The sequence below is a fragment of the Frankia sp. AgPm24 genome (assembly GCF_023243055.1).
GTDB lineage: Bacteria > Actinomycetota > Actinomycetes > Frankiales > Frankiaceae > Frankia > Frankia umida.
In genome coordinates this window covers 40879-57288 of the sequence record NZ_JALKFW010000210.1, presented here as the reverse complement: position 1 = coordinate 57288, position 16410 = coordinate 40879, and the positions used below count along the sequence as shown (strand labels likewise).

Sequence of the window (16410 nt, the reverse complement as noted above, 5' to 3'; positions counted from 1 at the left end):
GCCCGTACTGCGGCGAGGAGACCCTCGTCCCCGAGCCGGAGCACGGGCACTGGGCATGTCGATCATGCCAACGCGCCTTCCGCCTCAGCCTGACAGCCCTGGTAGCAGACAGCACGGCACGAGCGGACACCACGAAGGAGACGACCGTAGATGGACGCCGCGTTGAAGACCCGGGCCCTGCGAGCCGGTGACGAGCTCGAAGGCGCCCCGGCGCAGGAGATCCTCGGCTGGGCCGTCGAGGAGTTCGGCCCCAAGCTGGTGGTCGCGGCGTCCATGGCGGAGGCGGTCCTCGTGGACATGCTCGCCCGGATACGCTCGGACATTCCGGTCGTCTTCGTCGACACCGGCTACCACTTCGCCGAGACGATCGGCACCCGGGACGCCGTCGCCGCGACCTACGACGTTCCGCTGATCAGCGCCCGCCCGCAGCTCACCGTCGTCGGCCAGGACGCCGTGCACGGCCGGGACCTGTTTCGCACCGACCCCGACCTGTGCTGCCGGATGCGCAAGGTCATCCCGCTCGACCGGGCGCTGGCCCCCTACCGCGCCTGGGCCGCCGGCTCCCGGCGAGCCGAATCCGCGTCCCGGGCGAACCTGCGGGTCGTCGACTGGGACGCCCGGCGCGGCAAGGTGAAGATCCACCCGCTGGCCGCCTGGACCGAGGCCGACGTCGACCGCTACGTCGCCGAGCACAACGTGATCGTGAACCCGCTGCTGTCCGACGGCTACGACTCGGTCGGCTGCGCCCCCTGCACCCAGCGTGGCGCCGGCCGGGCCGGACGCTGGGTCGGCAGCACCAAGACCGAGTGCGGCATCCACTAGAGATAACCTGCCTGCCGTGATGGACGGACACGCAGCGGGTGAAGTCTGGCTGGTCGGAGCGGGCCCCGGCGACCCCGGACTCCTGACGGTCCGCGGTCGCGACCTGCTCGCCACCGCCGACGTCATCGTCGTCGACCGCCTGGCCCTGGCAGTCCTGGACGGTGCTTCCCCGGACGGTGCTTCCCCGGACGGTGCTCCCCCGGCCCAGATCATCCATGTCGGCAAGAGTGCCACCGCGCCGTCCTGGTCCCAGGAGCGGATCAACGCGCTGCTCGTGGAGCGGGCGCGGGCCGGCGCGCGGGTCGTGCGCCTCAAGGGCGGCGACCCGTACGTGCTCGGCCGCGGTGGCGAGGAGGCCGAGGCCTGTGCCGCCGCCGGCGTGCGCTGCACCGTGGTGCCCGGCGTCACCTCAGCCCTGGCCGTTCCCGCCCTGGCCGGCATCCCCGTCACTCATCGTGATGTTGCCCAGGAGATCGCGATCATCTCCGGCCACCTCGCCCCCGGCCATCCCGACTCCACCGTGGACTGGCCCGGCCTGGCCGCGTCCCGCGCGACCCTCGTCATCCTGATGGGCGTGGCCCGCCTGATCGCGATCACCGAGGCCCTGCTCGACGGCGGACGCCCCGAAGCCACCCCCGTCGCCGTGATCGAACGCGGCGGTACCGCCGCCCAACGCGTGCTGCGCACCACCCTGGACGGCCTCGCCGTCGACGCGATCGCCGCCGGCGTCCGCTCACCCGCCGTCATCGTCATCGGCGAGGTAGCCGCCCGCAACGATGCCGCCGTTCCCCCCGCCGCCACCCCCACCGCCACCCCCACCCCCGCCGTCGCGTCCCGCCCGCTCGTCGGCGTTCGGGTTCTCGTCGCCCGCACCCGTCCCCGCCCCGGCCTGCTGGCCCGCCGCCTGCGTGCACTCGGCGCGGACGCGGTGGAGACCGTCGTCGCCCGTCCCGCCCCCGCCGGTGGCGACGACGCCGCCGCTGCCCTGCTCACAGCCCTCGACGGCGTGAACGCGATCCTGCTCGCCGACCCCGACGAGGTCGCCGCCCTGGTCAGCCTGCTGCGCTCCGCGGGCACCGACGTTCGCGCCCTCGCCGGCCAGACCCTCGTCGCCGCCGGCCCATCCGCCCGCGAGGCCCTCGACTCCCTGGGCCTGGCCAGCGTCCCCCGTACGCACCTGCGCGCCCAGCTGAACGCCGAGCCCCGCCCCCCCGGCCCGCCCCCCGTGCTGGCCGTGGCCGGCGCCGAACCGGACCTGGGCCCGGCCGAGCACGCCTGGTCCGTGCGGCGGCTGACCCTGCTCACCGACGTGGCCGCCGAACCCGATCCCCGTATCGCTGAGGAACTGCGCCACGGCGACTTCGACGTGGCCGCCTTCGCCTCCTCGACCGCGGTGCGCGGCACCGCCGAGCTCTACGGCCCGCTACCCCCCGACCTGCTGGTCGCCGCGATGGGCCGCCGCAGCGCGCAGGCCTGTGAGGCCGCCGGAATCCGCGTCGACATCGTCCCCGCCGAACCCGGTGTCCATCCGCTCGCCGCCGCCGTCGCCGACTTCGTCACCGCGAGTCGCGATCCCCTGAACTAGCCGTGCGCACCAGGGTGTCGGCGAGTCGCGCCCGGACGGCCTCGATGACGCAGGCGTGCAGACCCAGCGGTTCGGACAGCACCCAGCGGGTCGCCGGATGGCTCTCGCGGGCCGCCTCCAACGCCGCGGGAATGTCACGATGGGTGTGGTTCCCGTCGAACAGGAAGAACGGGTAGGCGATGATCTCGGTGCAGCCGCCCGCGGCGAGCACGCCATAGCCCTCGGCGATATCGGGGTGGCTCACCTCCAGGAACGCCGCCACGGCCGCCTCCCAGCGCTGGTCGTCCGCCAGTTGGCGGGCAAGCTCACGGACAGTGGCGTTCGCCTCCCACCGTCGGGAGCCGTGTCCGATCACCAGAAGTCCCCGCATGCCCCTAGTGTGCGCCGTCGTCGGAGCTGTGGCCTGGGAAGACCTTCGCGTTCGGGTCGATGATCGGCGCCGCGTTGTTGACGGCGGTCGCGACCTCGCCGAACCCGGTGGCGATGAGACGTACCTTGCCCGGATAGTCCACGACATCCCCGGCGGCGAACACCCGCTCCACCCCGGTGACCATCGCCGGACCGACGATGATGCGTCGCCGCTGCACGGTCAGCCCCCAGCGGGTCAGCGGCCCGAGATCAGTGGCGAACCCGAGCGCCGCGATGATCGCCTGCGCCGGCCGGGTCTGCCGGCTGCCGTCGCGGGTATCGACCAGCTCCACCTGCGCGATCCAGTCGTCCCCGTGTACGGCGGTGATGTCGGTGAGTGTGCGCACCTGCACCTCGGACGCCTCGAGCCGGGCGAGCGCCGCCGGATGCGCCCGCAACTGCTCGCGTTTGTGCACCAACGTCACCGATCGCGCCACCGGGGCGAGCGCCAGCGCCCAGTCCACCGCGCTGTCACTGCCACCGGCCACCACCACATCGCGCCCGGCGTGCTCCTGCGGCCGCGGCACGAAGTACGACAACCCCCGCCCCAGACGCCCGGCCATCCCGGGCAGCGGCTTCGGCGCGAACGCCCCGATCCCCCCGGTCACCACGACAGCCCGCGCTCGCACCCGCCCACCCGAGGCGTCGGTCACCACCACAGCCTGAGCCTCCGGATCGGACGCGAGCTCCATCGCCTGCCGGCCGAGCAGATACTCCGGCTGGTACGGGGCGGCCTGCGCGACGAGCGCGTCGATCAGTTCCCGCCCACGCACCGCGGGGAACCCGGCCACATCGTAGATCACCTTCTCCGGGTACATCGCGGTGATCTGCCCGCCGACCGTCGGCAGCGCGTCCATCACCGCCACGGACATCCCGCGAAACCCCGCGTAGTACGCCCCGAACAGCCCCACCGGCCCCGCCCCGACGATCAGCATGTCCACGTCCAGCATGTCCACGTCGATCCGCTCGGCATGATCAGCTGTCGCCATGGGCATCGCAGTCCTCCATCGGATGGGATTGGCTCCGGTACGGCCGGGACAGCCCCATCCTGCCGGACCTGCCGGACAGGCCCCACCGGTCGGATGATGGACAGATGCCGCCGCGTGGCGGCCCGAGGGGGCTAGCGTGGAAGGGTGGATCGATCGACGGACCTGCGCCGGTCCGCGGGCGTGACCAGGGGCGACCTGCTCGGCCCCGGCGATCCGACCGTTATCGGCGCCTACCGGATCGTGCGCCGCCTCGGCGAGGGCGGAATGGGCACCGTCTATCTCGCCTGCTCTCCCAGCGGCGCCCACGTCGCCCTGAAGGTCATCCGTTCGAGCCTGGCCGCGGACCCGGAGTTCCGCGCCCGCTTCCGCGACGAGGTCGCCGCGGCCCGCCGCGTCGCACCGTTCTGCACCGCTCAGGTCCTCGACGCCGACCCGGACGCGCGCAGCCCCTACCTGGTCACCGAGTACATCGACGGCGTCCGCCTGGACGAGGAGATCGAGGACTCCGGCCCGCTGCCGCTGTCGACGCTGCAGGGCGTGGCGATCGGCGTGGCCAGCGCGCTGACGGCGATCCACCGGGTCGGCATCGTCCATCGAGACCTCAAGCCGAGCAACGTCATGCTCTCCTACTCCGGCCCCCGCGTCATCGACTTCGGCATCGCCCGAGCGCTGGACGCCTCCCAGGGTCGCACCCAGACCGGCTTCGTCCTCGGCTCGATCGGCTGGATGGCCCCCGAGCAGATGGACGGCGGCCTGCCGATCGGCCCCGCCGTGGATGTCTTCGCCTGGGGCCTGGTCATCGGCTACGCCGCGGTCGGCGGCCATCCCTACGGCGACGGCACGTACCAGCAGATGGCCGAGAAGATCCTGCACGGTCGCCCCGACCTGCGCCGCATCCCCGCCGATCTCGCTCCCGTCGTGGCCGCCGCCCTGGCCCGCGACCCCCGGGACCGCCCGTCCAGCGAGCGGTTGCTGTTCACACTGCTCGGCAACGGCCTCCCCCCGGACGGCGATGCCCGAGCCGCCACCTCCGCCGCCTCCGCCGCCCTCAACGGCACCTGGCCGCAGGGCCGCGGCGCCGTCGCGGAGCGCAGCCCGGAGCCGACCCGGATCGCCCGCACCAGCGAGCAGCGCAACTGGTGGGAGGACCCCGCAGCCCCCGCAGCCCCCGCAGCCCCCGCTGAACCGGCCAAACCCCGGCCCAGGGCCGCGGACGACTTCGCCGCGCCCAACCGCCGCCGCCGCGGATTCGTCGAATACGAGGACCAGCAGCCTCCGCCCCGCCCCGTTCCGCCCCGCCCCGCCCCGGCGCCGGCTCCCTATCCGGCCAGGCCGGCCCAGCCCTACCCGCCGGCCCAGCCCTACCCGCCGGCCCAGCCCTACCCGCCGGCCCAGCCCTACCCGCCTCCGGCCCAGCGGGAGCCTCGCCCACGGCGGGAGCCTCGCCCACGGCGTCGGCTGAGGCTTCGGATCCCTTTCAAGCGAACGATCCTGTTCATCCTGTTCGTTCTCCTGCTCCTCTCCGCCATCGATCAGATCGCCTCGATGCTCGACGAGCAGCGCACCCGATTCTGGGACAAGGCGACCACCTCGATCAGCGACAGCGTCAACGATCACCTGGACAGCTGGTGGAACCAGGCGAAGGACCCCTTCACCGGTTCCTCGTCCGGTTAGTGCCGCTGACTTCGAGGCCCACCCCCGACAGGCGTAAACCTGCCGTCGGGCAGGTACACCGACACCATGGCGAGCATTACAACGAAGATCAACGAACTTCTGCACAGCCCGAAGACCCGAGAGATGGTGGACAAGGCCAAGGCCGCAGCGACCAAACCCGAGAACCGGCAGAAGATCAAGGACATGCAGGCGAAGGTCACCAACCGCGCCCACTCCCACGGCAGCCCCAGCCCCGGCCCGAATCCGCCCGCTATGCCGACCAGCGGCTACGAGACGGATGTCGCTCCCGGCACCGGACGAGACGGCCCGGGCTCGAACCCCGGCCACTGATCTACAGCCGGTCTCTCTCCATCGGTGAGGCGGGCATGCGCCGGATCGCGCGTGCCCGCCTTTCGCCTGTTCAGACGGTGAGCCCATGGCCGTCTTCATCGCAGAGAACCGGATCGTCGAGATTGACGACGCTGGGGCTCGGCACGTTCCGGGGGCTGCTCCGCAGACATTGCCCATCAGGGGCACGGACAGTGACCGTTCCGTCGTGATCCCGATGAGCAGTGAGGCCCTGGTCGTGGATGGCGCGGTGGTGGGCGCCGCAGATGAGCAGGAGCAGCTCGACGTTCGTTTCGCCCTTGTCCGCGTGCCACTCGTGGCAGTGATGTATCTGAAGCCACCGAGTGTGGTCACAGCCCGGGAACTGACAGATTCCCTGATCTCGGGCGTAGACGGCGTCACGCACACGGCGTGTGGGATGGCGGCGGCGGCGACCGAGATGCAGGGGATTGCGCTGGGGGTCGCTGACCAGGGCGCGGATCATGGTGTCGCAGGCGAGGCGGCTGACCATGGCGGGCGGTAGCCCGATGCCCCAACCCAGGACAGCGGCGATGCCCGGGGGAAAGCGGCTGGGCGGGCGGACCGGCTCCTGCACCTCGCCCTCGTCTTCGTCGACTTCCCTCTCCTGCCGCTCCTGCTCGTCATCGGAGATCGGCGGACGGGACTCTTCCTGCGCGGGCTCGTCGCCGACGTCGGGGGCAGTGAGATGGACGGTGAGGGCGTGCGGGGAGTCCTGGAGGGCCGGGGCGTTGTGGTGAAGAAACGCCTCGGCGAGCGCGATGAGGGCATCGGCATCCTGGGCGCGCCCGCGTGGGGCCTGGGCGAAGTCGCCGTCGGCGGGCGGGCCGACGGGCTCGGAGCCGCTGTTCGCCTCGAGGCTCGCGTGAGCGGCGTCGATGGCGGCGATGAGGATGGCGGCGTCGTCGGGGGCGAGCGTGGCGGTCAGGCGGATGGTGCCGTCGGGGTTGTGGCTGAAGGAGAGGGCGCGGGCAGCGCGCAGCTTCGCGGGGTCGGCGGCCTGCTGGCTGCGGCGGGAGACGAGACGCTCGAGGCGGCTGGCGGTGTTTCTGAGGGCGCGGTCCAGCCAGTCGGCCTCGCTGTCGGGAGTGGCAACGCGGGTGACCGCGCGCAGCTTGGAGTAGGACAGCAGGCCGGCGGCGGATGCGGCCCTCAAGGACGGAAGCCGGGACAGGGCATGGGCCGTGGCGAGGTGCTCGCGAGCAGTGCGTAGATCCAGGCCGCAATGGAGGGCGAGCCAGTGGGCGCAGGACCGGACACCGAGTTCGGTCCAGCCCTCACGACGGTCGAAGGCGGCGATGGCGGTCAACCAGATGTGGCTGGCCTTAGCGAGGCGCACGGACCAGCGACGTAGGGCTTGGGCGACGTCATCAAGAGGGGCCTGCTCGGGATCGAGCGCAGGGCTGGGGCTGTCCGTCATGGTCATCACCGGTTCAGGGGTGAGGATCGGGTGGTTGCTGACAGATTCAGTGTCTCACGCGGCGCGGAATTTTTCGACCATGTGAGCGAATATTTTCGAACGTCAGATCGAACAGCTCGACCCTGGTTCCGCGGAACCGCCTCGAGGCCTTGCCGGTCCCGGTCCCGGTCCCGGTCCCGGTAGTCGCCGGTAGCGCCTGGTGGCAGTTGGTAGTGAGATGTGCGGCTCTGGTGGGCGTCCGCGGTTCCGCGGAACAGTCCGGCGGTCGGATCGGGACCGGTGTCGGCGCGCCAACACGGCACTGACTTCTCGTGCTGGTGGGCTGGGACGTGCAGGTGGGCGGTCGCGGTTCCGCGGAACCGTCGGCTGCGCTGGGCTGGGCTGGGCTGGGCTGCGCTGCGCTGCGCTGGGCGGGGCTGGGTCGTGTGGCGGGTGAGGTAGCTGGCGGGGCGACTCGGCCCGTTGGTGGGAGGGCAGGTCGTACGATCCTGGAGTGAGTGTTGTGGATGTCGACGGCGAGATTCCGGTGGGTCGGGGCGACGGCGGCGCGGGGGGTGAGGCCCGCGAGATCCGCGAAATCCTGGAGCGGGCGGCCGAGGGTGGGCGCATCTCACCTGAGGAGGCGCTGCTGATCTACACACGCGCACCCCTGCATGCGCTGGGTGGCGCGGCGGACACGGTACGGCGACGGCGGTATCCCGATGGGATCGCGACGTACATCATTGACCGGAACATCAACTACACGAACGTCTGCGTGACGGCCTGCCGGTTCTGCGCGTTCTTCCGCGCGCCGAAGCACGAGGAGGGCTGGGTCCGCGACGTCGACGATCTCATCACCAAGTGTGGTGAGGCGGTCGAGCTGGGCGCGACCCAGATCATGCTGCAGGGCGGGCACCATCCCGAGTTCGGCATCGAGTGGTACGAGCAGACGTTCTCGGCGATCAAGGCGGCGTATCCGCAGCTCACGCTGCACTCGTTGGGTGCCAGCGAGGTCATGCACATCTCCCGGACCTCGGGCATCACGGTGGAGCAGGCCATCGTCCGGCTGCGGGATGCGGGGCTGGACAGTTTCGCCGGCGCGGGGGCGGAGATTCTCACCGAGCGTCCTCGGCGGGCGATCGCACCGCTGAAGGAGCCGGGGCACGTGTGGCTGTCGGTGATGGAGACGGCGCACAGGCTCGGCGTCGAGTCGACGGTGACGTTCATGATGGGTACGGGGGAGACGAACGCCGAGCGGATCGAGCACCTGCGGATGATCCGTGAGGTGCAGGATCGCACCGGGGGGTTCCGTTCGTTCATTCCGTGGACGTACCAGCCGGAGAACAACCACCTGGGTGGGCGGACCCAGGCCACGACGCTGGAGTACCTGCGGCTGGTCGCCGTCGCGCGGCTGTTCTTCGACAACATCGCCCACCTGCAGGGTTCGTGGCTGACCACCGGCAAGGAGGTCGGGCAGCTCACCCTGCACATGGGGGCGGATGATCTCGGGTCGGTGATGCTGGAGGAGAACGTCGTGTCGGCGGCGGGGGCGCGGCATCGGACGAACCGGTCCGAGCTGATCTCGCTGATCCGCACGGCCGGGCGCATCCCGGCGCAGCGGGACACGCTCTACCGGCATCTGGTCGTGCATCGTGACCCGACGCTCGACCCGGTCGATGACCGCGTCGCCTCGCACTTCTCCTCGACGGCACTGCCGCTGGTCAGCACCACGTGACGGTGGCCCCCACGGTTACCGGGCCGAAGATCGAACTACACGTCCATCTTGAGGGGACGGTACGGCCGGCGACCCTGCTGGCGATGGCCCGGCGCAACAACGAGGCGTTGCCGGTGCGCACGGAGGCGGAACTCACGGAGCTCTACCGGTTTCGCGACTTCAGTCATTTCATCCAGGTCTGGGTGATGACGACGAACGTCATGCGCACCGAGGCCGACTTCCGCCAGGTGGTGGTGGACTACGCCGCGCAGGCGGCGGCGGCCGGTGCCGTGTACGTGGAGGGCATCTTCTCGCCCTGGTACCGGGTGCACCGCGGGGTGCGGGTCGAGGAGATCTTTCACGGCTATCTGGACGGTGCGCTCGAGGCCGAGGCACGGTACGGCGTCCAGGTGCGGTTGACACCGGACATCGACCGGGTCCTGCCGGTGGACGCGGCGATGGAGGTGGCGGACTGGTCGGCGCGGTTCGCGCGCAGGGATCCCGAGCGGCTCATCGTCGGACTCGGGCTCGGCGGGCCGGAGGTGGGGCATCCGCCGGAGCCGTTCGCACCGGTCTTCGCGCGGGCGCGCGGGGCGGGGCTGGCGGCGGTCCCACACGCGGGAGAGACGGTGGGGGTCGAGTCGGTGCGGGGGGCGTTGGACACGTTGGGGGCCCGGCGGATCCGGCACGGGGTGCGGGCGATCGAGGATCCGGCGCTCGTGCGGCGCCTCGCTGACGAGGGGGTCGTGCTGGACGTGTGTCCGGTGTCGAATCTGCGGACACGGTCGGTGACGACGTTGGAGGAGCATCCACTGGCCGAGCTGCGGGCCGCGGGGGTGGCGTGCTCGCTGGGCACCGACGATCCGGCGATGTTCGGCACCGACCTGGAGACCGAGTACGCGGTGGCCGCCGGGTTGGGTGTGCCGGCCCGGGAGCTGTACGCGGCGGGGGTCGCGGGGGCGCTGTGCGAGGAGCCGGTCCGGGTGGGGCTGCGCAGGCTCGGCGAGGCGACCGACTGGGACGCGGTCGAGCGGGCCGCGGGGGTGGCGGCGCCGGCGGCGCTCGCGCGGATCGGGGCGGTGGCGCCGTGAGCCGGGCGGGGCTGGACAAGGCGCCGCGGGAGGTCGCGGCGATGTTCGACGGGGTCGCCGGACGCTATGACCTGACCAACGCCGTCCTCAGCGGTGGTCTGGACCGGGTCTGGCGGAGTGCGGCGGCGGCCGCGTTGGAGCTGCGCCCGGGGCTACGGGTGCTGGATCTCGCGGCGGGTACGGCGACGTCCTCGCGGGCCTTCGCCGAGGCGGGGGCCGATGTCGTGGCCTGTGACTTCTCGCTGGGCATGTTGCGGGAGGGACAGCGGCGGCTGGGCCAGCGGCCGCTGGAGCTGTCGGCGGGGCGGCTGGTGCTGTCCGCGGGCGACGGGCTGGCGCTGCCGTTTCCGGATGCGGTGTTCGATCGGGTGACGATCTCCTTCGGGCTGCGCAACGTGGCTGACACCCGGCGGTGCCTGGCGGAGCTGCGGCGGGTGACCAGACCGGAGGGTGTCCTCGTGGTCTGCGAGTTCTCCCGGCCGGTATGGCGGCCGTGGCGAACGGTCTACCTGGAGTACCTGATGCGGGCGCTGCCGCGGGTGGCTCGGGCGGTGAGCAGTAGCCCTGACTCCTACGTCTACCTGGCGGAGTCGATCCGGGCCTGGCCGGCGCAGGCCGATCTGGCCGACCTGCTGCGGGACGCCGGGTGGACGCGGGTGGGATGGCGCAACCTCACCGGCGGGGTTGTCGCGCTGCACCGGGGGTACGCCGGCTGAGCTGGGGATTATACCAGGCTGGTACGGATGGCTTGGGGCGTGAAAGTTACTGACGGGTGATCGTTATTGCTGGGAGTGGTCGCCCGGTGTTCGAATTCGACTCGTCCAGCCATCTCCGCGTCCTGGTTGGTGCGATTGGCCTGCGTAGGGCCTACACTCGCCGGGGGTGCTCGTGAAGAATTTCACGAGCGGCCCGAACGGACCATCCTCGGTAGCGATCGGTAGCGATCCCTCGGTAGAGATCCGGAGTGCTGGTGGCGAAGGCAACGGCAGGCACCGACGGCGGCGGCAGCGGCGGCAGTGGGACGGCCGACGCCGATGTCATCGTGGTGGGAGCCGGGCCCGGCGGTTCGTCGGCCGCCTATCACCTCGCCAGTACGGGGCTGGACGTCCTGCTGCTGGAGAAGACCGTCTTCCCGCGGGAGAAGGTCTGCGGTGACGGGCTGACGCCGCGCGCCGTGCGCAGCCTCATCGAGATGGGCATCGACACGTCCGAGTCCGCGGGGTGGGCGCGCAACCGGGGGCTGCGCATCGTCGGGGGCAACGTCCGGCTCGAACTTCCCTGGCCGGAACTGGCCAACTGGCCTGGCTACGGTCTGGTGCGGCCCCGGCTCGACTTCGACGAACTGCTCGCCCGGCACGCCGAGAAGGCGGGGGCGCGGCTGTCGCAGAGCACGTCCGTCACCGCGCCGGTGGTCGACGAGCGCAGCGGCCGCGTGGTCGGGGTGCGGGCACGTACCGGTCCGGACCGCGAGCCGGTGACCTACCGGGCGCCACTGGTCGTCGCGGCGGACGGCAACAGCGCGCGGATCGCCCTGGCGATGGGCATCCGGCGGCGGGAGGATCGGCCGCTCGGGGTCGCGGTGCGCCGTTACTACCGCAGCACCCGCACGCACGACGACCATCTCGAGTCGCACCTGGAACTGTGGGAGGGGCGGCCGCGGGAGAGCCGGCTGCTGCCCGGCTACGGGTGGATCTTCGGGGTGGGTGACGGTACCAGCAACGTGGGGCTGGGTCTGCTCAACACGACCAGCGCGTTCCAGAACACGAACTACCAGGATCTGTTGCGCCGCTGGCTGGCGGCGCTGCCGCCAGAATGGGGCTTCGTCGAGGAGAACGCGACCGGGCCGGTGCGCGGCAGTGCGCTGCCGATGGGTTTCAGTCGTACCCCCCACTACCGGGATGGTGTCCTGCTGGTCGGCGATTCCGGCGGCATGGTTAATCCGTTCAACGGCGAGGGCATCGCCTATGCACTGGAATCGGGCCGGTATGCGGCGGAGGTCGCCGTCCAGGCACTGGCTCGGGCGCAGGGGCCGGCGCGGGAACGCGCGCTGTCGCACTATCCGGAACTGATGCGCGCCCGATACGGGGGTTACTATACCCTTGGGCGTTACTTTGTGCAGCTTATCGGGAATCCCACGGTGATGGCGTTCGGGGCGAAGTACGGTCTGCCGCGGCCGCTGCTCATGCGGTTCCTGCTGAAGATCATGGCAAATCTGACCGACCCTCGGGGAGGGGATGCGATGGACCGACTGATCAATGCGATGACCCGCCTCGCCCCCGCGGCCTGACGTGTTACCCGGGTCGGTCCGGCCAGGTCCCAGGTGGGCTGGATCGACGTGTTGTGCCGGCGGGGAGGCCAGCGGGGGGGCCGTGCGGCGGGCGCCGCCGGAGCCGACAGCGCCTGCGGCGAGAGCATTCGCGGCGAGAGCGCGCGGTGAGCCGCGCCCGGAAGCTGGACCCCAGAAAACATCCGGTAACACTCTTCTGAAGGGGAGGAGTTCGGCATGCTTTCGAACTACGTGCCGATCCTCGTACTGATGGCGATCGCGACGCTGTTCGCGGTCGGTTCCGTTGCGGCCGGTGCGCTGACCGGCCCGCGTAGGTTCAACCGGGCGAAGATCGACGCCTACGAGTGTGGCATCGAACCCTCCCCGGCGCCGGCCGGCCCGCAGCGGTTCCCGGTGAAGTACTACAACACCGCGATGCTCTTCATCGTCTTTGACATCGAGATCATCTTCCTGTTCCCGTGGGCGGTCGCGTTCGACAGTCTCGCGGTGTTCGGGCTCGGTGCGATGGCGCTGTTCATGGCGACGATCTTCGTCGCGTATGCGTACGAATGGCGCCGGGGAGGTCTGGAATGGGACTAGAGGAGAAACTGCCGAGCGGCATTCTGCTGACGAGCGTCGAGAAGCTCGCGAACTGGTCCCGCCGCTCCTCGCTGTGGCCTGCGACGTTCGGTCTGGCCTGCTGCGCGATCGAGATGATGTCGACCGGAGCCGGCCGTTACGACCTGTCCCGGTTCGGCATGGAGGTGTTCCGGGCCAGTCCCCGGCAGGCCGACCTGATGATCGTCGCCGGCCGGGTCAGCCAGAAGATGGCGCCGGTGCTGCGCCAGATCTACGACCAGATGCCGAACCCGAAGTGGGTGCTGTCGATGGGCGTGTGCGCGTCCAGCGGCGGCATGTTCAACAACTACGCGATCGTGCAGGGCGTCGACCACATCGTTCCGGTCGACATGTACCTGCCGGGCTGCCCGCCGCGGCCGGAGATGCTGATGGACGCGATCCTCAAGCTGCACGAGAAGATCCTCGCCGGGCCGGTCAGCGGGCAGACCGCCTGGACCGAGCCGGGTGACTCGCCGTACCCGAAGCCGATCGACGTGGCCACCGCGCGGGCGGGGCTGCCGGCGGGGGCGCTCGACACGCGCACGCTGTCGGTCAACGACCGCAAGCGGTTCGAGATTCCAGCCGGTGCGCCAGCGACCACCGGCCGGGGTGGGGTCGACGCGGACTTCGACGCTCGGCGGCCCGCGGCGGTCACGCCGACCTCGGTGTTCGGTCGGGACAAGCGGGCGCCGATCGACCCGGCGCCCAGCGACGAGTCCGGCCCTGCCGAGTCGCGCTCATGAGCGGCGAGAACGGTACGCCGCAGGACGCGGCCGGCGAACTGGTCGCGGCCGGCGAACCGGTCGCGGCCGGCGGGCAGGCGCGCGGGCCGGGCCTGCGCCAGGACGCCTTCGGCGCCGGTGGGACGGGCGACACCTCCGGGTTCGGGGGGCTGGTGGCGCCGGTTCCGGTGCTCACCAGCAGCGAGCGGCCCTTCGTCGACGCCGACGCGAACACCGTCTACGACACCCTTGAGCGGGTCTTTCCGCAGCTCGGCGAGGCAGTCGAGCGGGCCGTGGTCGATCGCGGGGAACTGACGCTGTATGTGCGGCGCGAGGCGCTGCTGGCGCTGGCACAGACCCTGCGTGACGATCCGGGGCTGCGCTTCGAGCTGCTGTCGTCGTTGTCCGGGGTGGACTACCCGGCCGATCTCACCGGACGGCGGCTGCACTCGGTGGTGCATCTGACGTCCATGACCCATCGCCGCCGGCTGCGGGTCGAGGTCAGCGTCGGGGACGACGACCCGACGCTGCCGAGTCTGACATCGGTGTGGCCGACCGCGGACTGGCACGAGCGGGAGGCCTACGACCTGTTCGGCATCGTCTACACCGGGCATCCCGGCCTGACCAGGATCATGATGCCCGACGACTGGATCGGGCATCCGCAGCGCAAGGACTACCCGCTGGGCGGCATCCCGGTCGACTACAAGGGCGCCACGATCCCCCCACCGGACGAGCGCCGGAGCTACTCGTGATCCGAGGTGCGCGATGACGACGACGTCCCAGCCCTATGAGGCTGGCTATGCCGAGTCCGGGAGCGGGCGGGTCTATACGGTCACCGGTGGTGACTGGGAGGATGTGCTTGGGCACGGCGAGCAGGAGGCCGAGCGCATCGTCGTCAACATGGGGCCGCAGCATCCGTCCACCCATGGGGTGCTGCGACTCGTGTTGGAGATCGAGGGCGAGACGGTCACCGAGACCAGACTGGTCATCGGCTACCTGCACACCGGGATCGAGAAGAGCTGCGAGTACCGGACCTGGACGCAGGCGGTCACCTTCCTGACCAGGGCCGACTACCTGTCGCCGTTGTACAACGAGACCGCGTACTGCCTGTCGGTGGAGCGGCTGCTGGGCATCACCGAGCAGATCCCCGAACGGGCCACGGTGATCCGGGTACTGGTGATGGAGCTGCAGCGGATCGCGTCCCACCTGGTGTGGCTGGCGACCGGCGGCATGGAACTCGGCGCCACCACCGCGATGATCTTCGGCTTCCGGGAGCGGGAGAAGGTGCTCGACCTTCTCGAGCTGATCACCGGGCTGCGGATGAACCACGCGTTCGTCCGGCCCGGTGGCCTCGCGCAGGACCTGCCGGACGGGGCCGATCGGGCGATCCGCGAGTTCCTCCTGGAGATGCCCAAGCGGATCGAGGAGTACCACCGGCTGCTCACCGGGCAGCCGATCTGGAAGGCCCGGATGGTGGACGTCAACATCCTCGACGCCGCCGGATGCATCGCGCTCGGGGTCACCGGCCCGGTGCTGCGGGCGGCTGGGTTGCCCTGGGACCTGCGCAAGACGATGCCGTACTGCGGCTATGAGACCTATGAGTTCGATGTGCCGACCGAGCTCGACGGCGACTCGTTCGCCCGGTACCTGGTGCGACTCAACGAGATGGGCGAGTCGCTGAAGATCGTCGAGCAGTGTCTGGACCGGCTGCGGCCGGGGCCGGTCATGGTCGCCGACAAGAAGATCGCCTGGCCGGCGCAGCTGGCGATCGGCTCGGACGGGATGGGTAACTCCCTCGAGCACATCCGAAAGATCATGGGCACCTCGATGGAGGCGCTCATCCACCACTTCAAGCTGGTCACCGAGGGGTTCCGGGTGCCGGCGGGGCAGGTGTACACCCAGGTCGAGTCGCCCCGCGGCGAGCTTGGCTACCACGTGGTGTCCGACGGCGGGACCAGGCCGTTCCGCGTGCATGTGCGCGATCCAAGTTTCGTCAACCTGCAGGCCGTGCCGGCGCTGACCGAGGGTGGCCAGGTGGCGGACGTGATCGTCGGGGTGGCCTCGGTCGACCCGGTGCTCGGGGGAGTGGACCGCTGATGACGTTCTCACCGGAGACCCACGCCGCGGCGGCGGAGATCATCGCCCGTTATCCGGCCGGCCGGTCGCGTTCGGCGCTGCTGCCACTGCTGCACCTGGTGCAGGCCGAGCAGAACTGTGTGACCACCGAGGGTGTCGCGTTCTGCGCCGAGCGGCTTGGCCTCACCGCCGCCGAGGTCGGCGCGGTCGCGACCTTCTACACCATGTACAAGCGCCATCCGGTCGGCGAGTACCTCGTCTCGGTCTGCACGAACCTGTCCTGTGCGCTGTTGGGCGGGGACGACGTCTACGACCGGATCAGGGAGCAGCTCGGGGTCGGGCATGACGAGACGACGCCGGATGGCCAGATCACGCTCGAACACGCCGAGTGCCTCGCGGCCTGCGACTACGCGCCGGTACTGACGGTGAACTACGAGTTCTACGACCAGGTCGACGCGGACAGTGCGCAGGCCATCGTCGAGGGTCTGCGCGCGGGGCAGCGGCCGGCGCCGACGCGGGGCGGGCCGCTGTGCTCGTTCGCGGAGGTCTCCCGCCAGCTCGCCGGGTTCGCCGACCCGCGACCAGAGGGAGTCGCCGGGCCGGGAGTCGGGCAGCCGTCGGTGGCTGGCCTGCTGCTGGCCGAGGCCGCTGGGTGGACTGCCGAGCAGGCGCCGGCGGGCGCCGAGGCGAAGGGGAGCTGA

At 71.0% G+C, this 16410-nt stretch carries 16 protein-coding genes; 13 read left to right on the top strand and 3 right to left on the bottom strand.

Translation table 11 applies throughout. From position 1 onward, the window contains the following. The first annotated feature begins 150 nt into the window (after positions 1–150). Together MXD61_RS22190 and cobA are read left to right on the top strand one after the other, a co-directional pair. Positions 151–822, top strand: a complete 672-nt coding sequence (locus MXD61_RS22190) for a phosphoadenylyl-sulfate reductase (RefSeq protein ID WP_163550282.1) — start codon at positions 151–153, stop codon at positions 820–822. A 19-nt stretch (positions 823–841) separates the two neighbouring features. After that, positions 842–2407 (top strand): uroporphyrinogen-III C-methyltransferase, encoded by a 1566-nt coding sequence (cobA, locus tag MXD61_RS22185; RefSeq protein WP_248815368.1) that lies wholly within the window; start codon positions 842–844, stop codon positions 2405–2407. Here the strand turns inward: cobA and MXD61_RS22180 are convergent. Beyond that, on the bottom strand, positions 2379–2777 hold the full coding sequence (locus MXD61_RS22180; RefSeq protein ID WP_163550675.1) for a sirohydrochlorin chelatase: 399 nt from the start codon (positions 2775–2777) through the stop codon (positions 2379–2381). The genes cobA and MXD61_RS22180 overlap by 29 nt on opposite strands. 4 nt (positions 2778–2781) lie before the next feature. After that, complete coding sequence (locus MXD61_RS22175) at positions 2782–3804, bottom strand: NAD(P)/FAD-dependent oxidoreductase (RefSeq protein WP_248815367.1); 1023 nt, start codon at positions 3802–3804, stop codon at positions 2782–2784. Between the two features lie 144 nt (positions 3805–3948). Between MXD61_RS22175 and MXD61_RS22170 the strand changes: the two genes are divergently transcribed. Continuing rightward, positions 3949–5478, top strand: a complete 1530-nt coding sequence (locus MXD61_RS22170) for a serine/threonine-protein kinase (protein ID WP_308222821.1) — start codon at positions 3949–3951, stop codon at positions 5476–5478. A 66-nt stretch (positions 5479–5544) separates the two neighbouring features. Continuing rightward, positions 5545–5808 (top strand): hypothetical protein, encoded by a 264-nt coding sequence (locus MXD61_RS22165; protein ID WP_248815366.1) that lies wholly within the window; start codon positions 5545–5547, stop codon positions 5806–5808. 70 nt (positions 5809–5878) lie between these two features. On the opposite strand, the gene MXD61_RS22160 is transcribed toward MXD61_RS22165, so the two are convergent. Beyond that, positions 5879–7243, bottom strand: a complete 1365-nt coding sequence (locus MXD61_RS22160; RefSeq protein WP_248815365.1) for a DUF222 domain-containing protein — start codon at positions 7241–7243, stop codon at positions 5879–5881. A gap of 493 nt (positions 7244–7736) precedes the next feature. Here MXD61_RS22160 and mqnC point away from each other — a divergent pair, with 493 nt between their 5' ends. The 9 genes from mqnC (at position 7737) to nuoE (ending at position 16410) form a co-directional block, all read left to right on the top strand. Beyond that, complete coding sequence (gene mqnC, locus MXD61_RS22155) at positions 7737–8957, top strand: cyclic dehypoxanthinyl futalosine synthase (RefSeq protein WP_374629365.1); 1221 nt, start codon at positions 7737–7739, stop codon at positions 8955–8957. A gap of 2 nt (positions 8958–8959) precedes the next feature. Beyond that, the gene (gene add, locus MXD61_RS22150; protein ID WP_308222820.1) at positions 8960–10027 is read left to right on the top strand and encodes an adenosine deaminase; all 1068 of its coding nucleotides are present in this window, start codon (positions 8960–8962) and stop codon (positions 10025–10027) included. Then, the gene (locus MXD61_RS22145) at positions 10024–10743 is read left to right on the top strand and encodes a demethylmenaquinone methyltransferase (RefSeq protein WP_248815363.1); all 720 of its coding nucleotides are present in this window, start codon (positions 10024–10026) and stop codon (positions 10741–10743) included. Before add ends, MXD61_RS22145 begins: the two co-directional genes overlap by 4 nt. 254 nt (positions 10744–10997) lie before the next feature. Beyond that, positions 10998–12314 carry a geranylgeranyl reductase family protein gene (locus MXD61_RS22140; protein WP_248815362.1) on the top strand — a complete coding sequence of 439 codons (1317 nt, stop codon included), beginning with the start codon at positions 10998–11000 and terminating at the stop codon, positions 12312–12314. A gap of 216 nt (positions 12315–12530) precedes the next feature. Next, the gene (locus tag MXD61_RS22135; RefSeq protein WP_163548224.1) at positions 12531–12893 is read left to right on the top strand and encodes an NADH-quinone oxidoreductase subunit A; all 363 of its coding nucleotides are present in this window, start codon (positions 12531–12533) and stop codon (positions 12891–12893) included. After that, entirely contained in the window at positions 12884–13654 is a 771-nt protein-coding gene (locus MXD61_RS29015) for an NADH-quinone oxidoreductase subunit B family protein (protein ID WP_372511886.1), read from the top strand. The genes MXD61_RS22135 and MXD61_RS29015 overlap by 10 nt, the downstream gene beginning before the upstream one ends. After that, positions 13651–14385, top strand: coding sequence for an NADH-quinone oxidoreductase subunit C (locus tag MXD61_RS22125; protein ID WP_248815361.1), 735 nt, complete (start codon positions 13651–13653; stop codon positions 14383–14385). Before MXD61_RS29015 ends, MXD61_RS22125 begins: the two co-directional genes overlap by 4 nt. A gap of 13 nt (positions 14386–14398) precedes the next feature. Continuing rightward, a complete protein-coding gene (locus MXD61_RS22120; RefSeq protein WP_248815360.1) occupies positions 14399–15730 on the top strand; it encodes an NADH-quinone oxidoreductase subunit D in 1332 nt (443 codons plus the stop codon). After that, a complete protein-coding gene (gene nuoE / locus MXD61_RS22115; RefSeq protein ID WP_248815359.1) occupies positions 15730–16410 on the top strand; it encodes an NADH-quinone oxidoreductase subunit NuoE in 681 nt (226 codons plus the stop codon). The genes MXD61_RS22120 and nuoE overlap by 1 nt, the downstream gene beginning before the upstream one ends.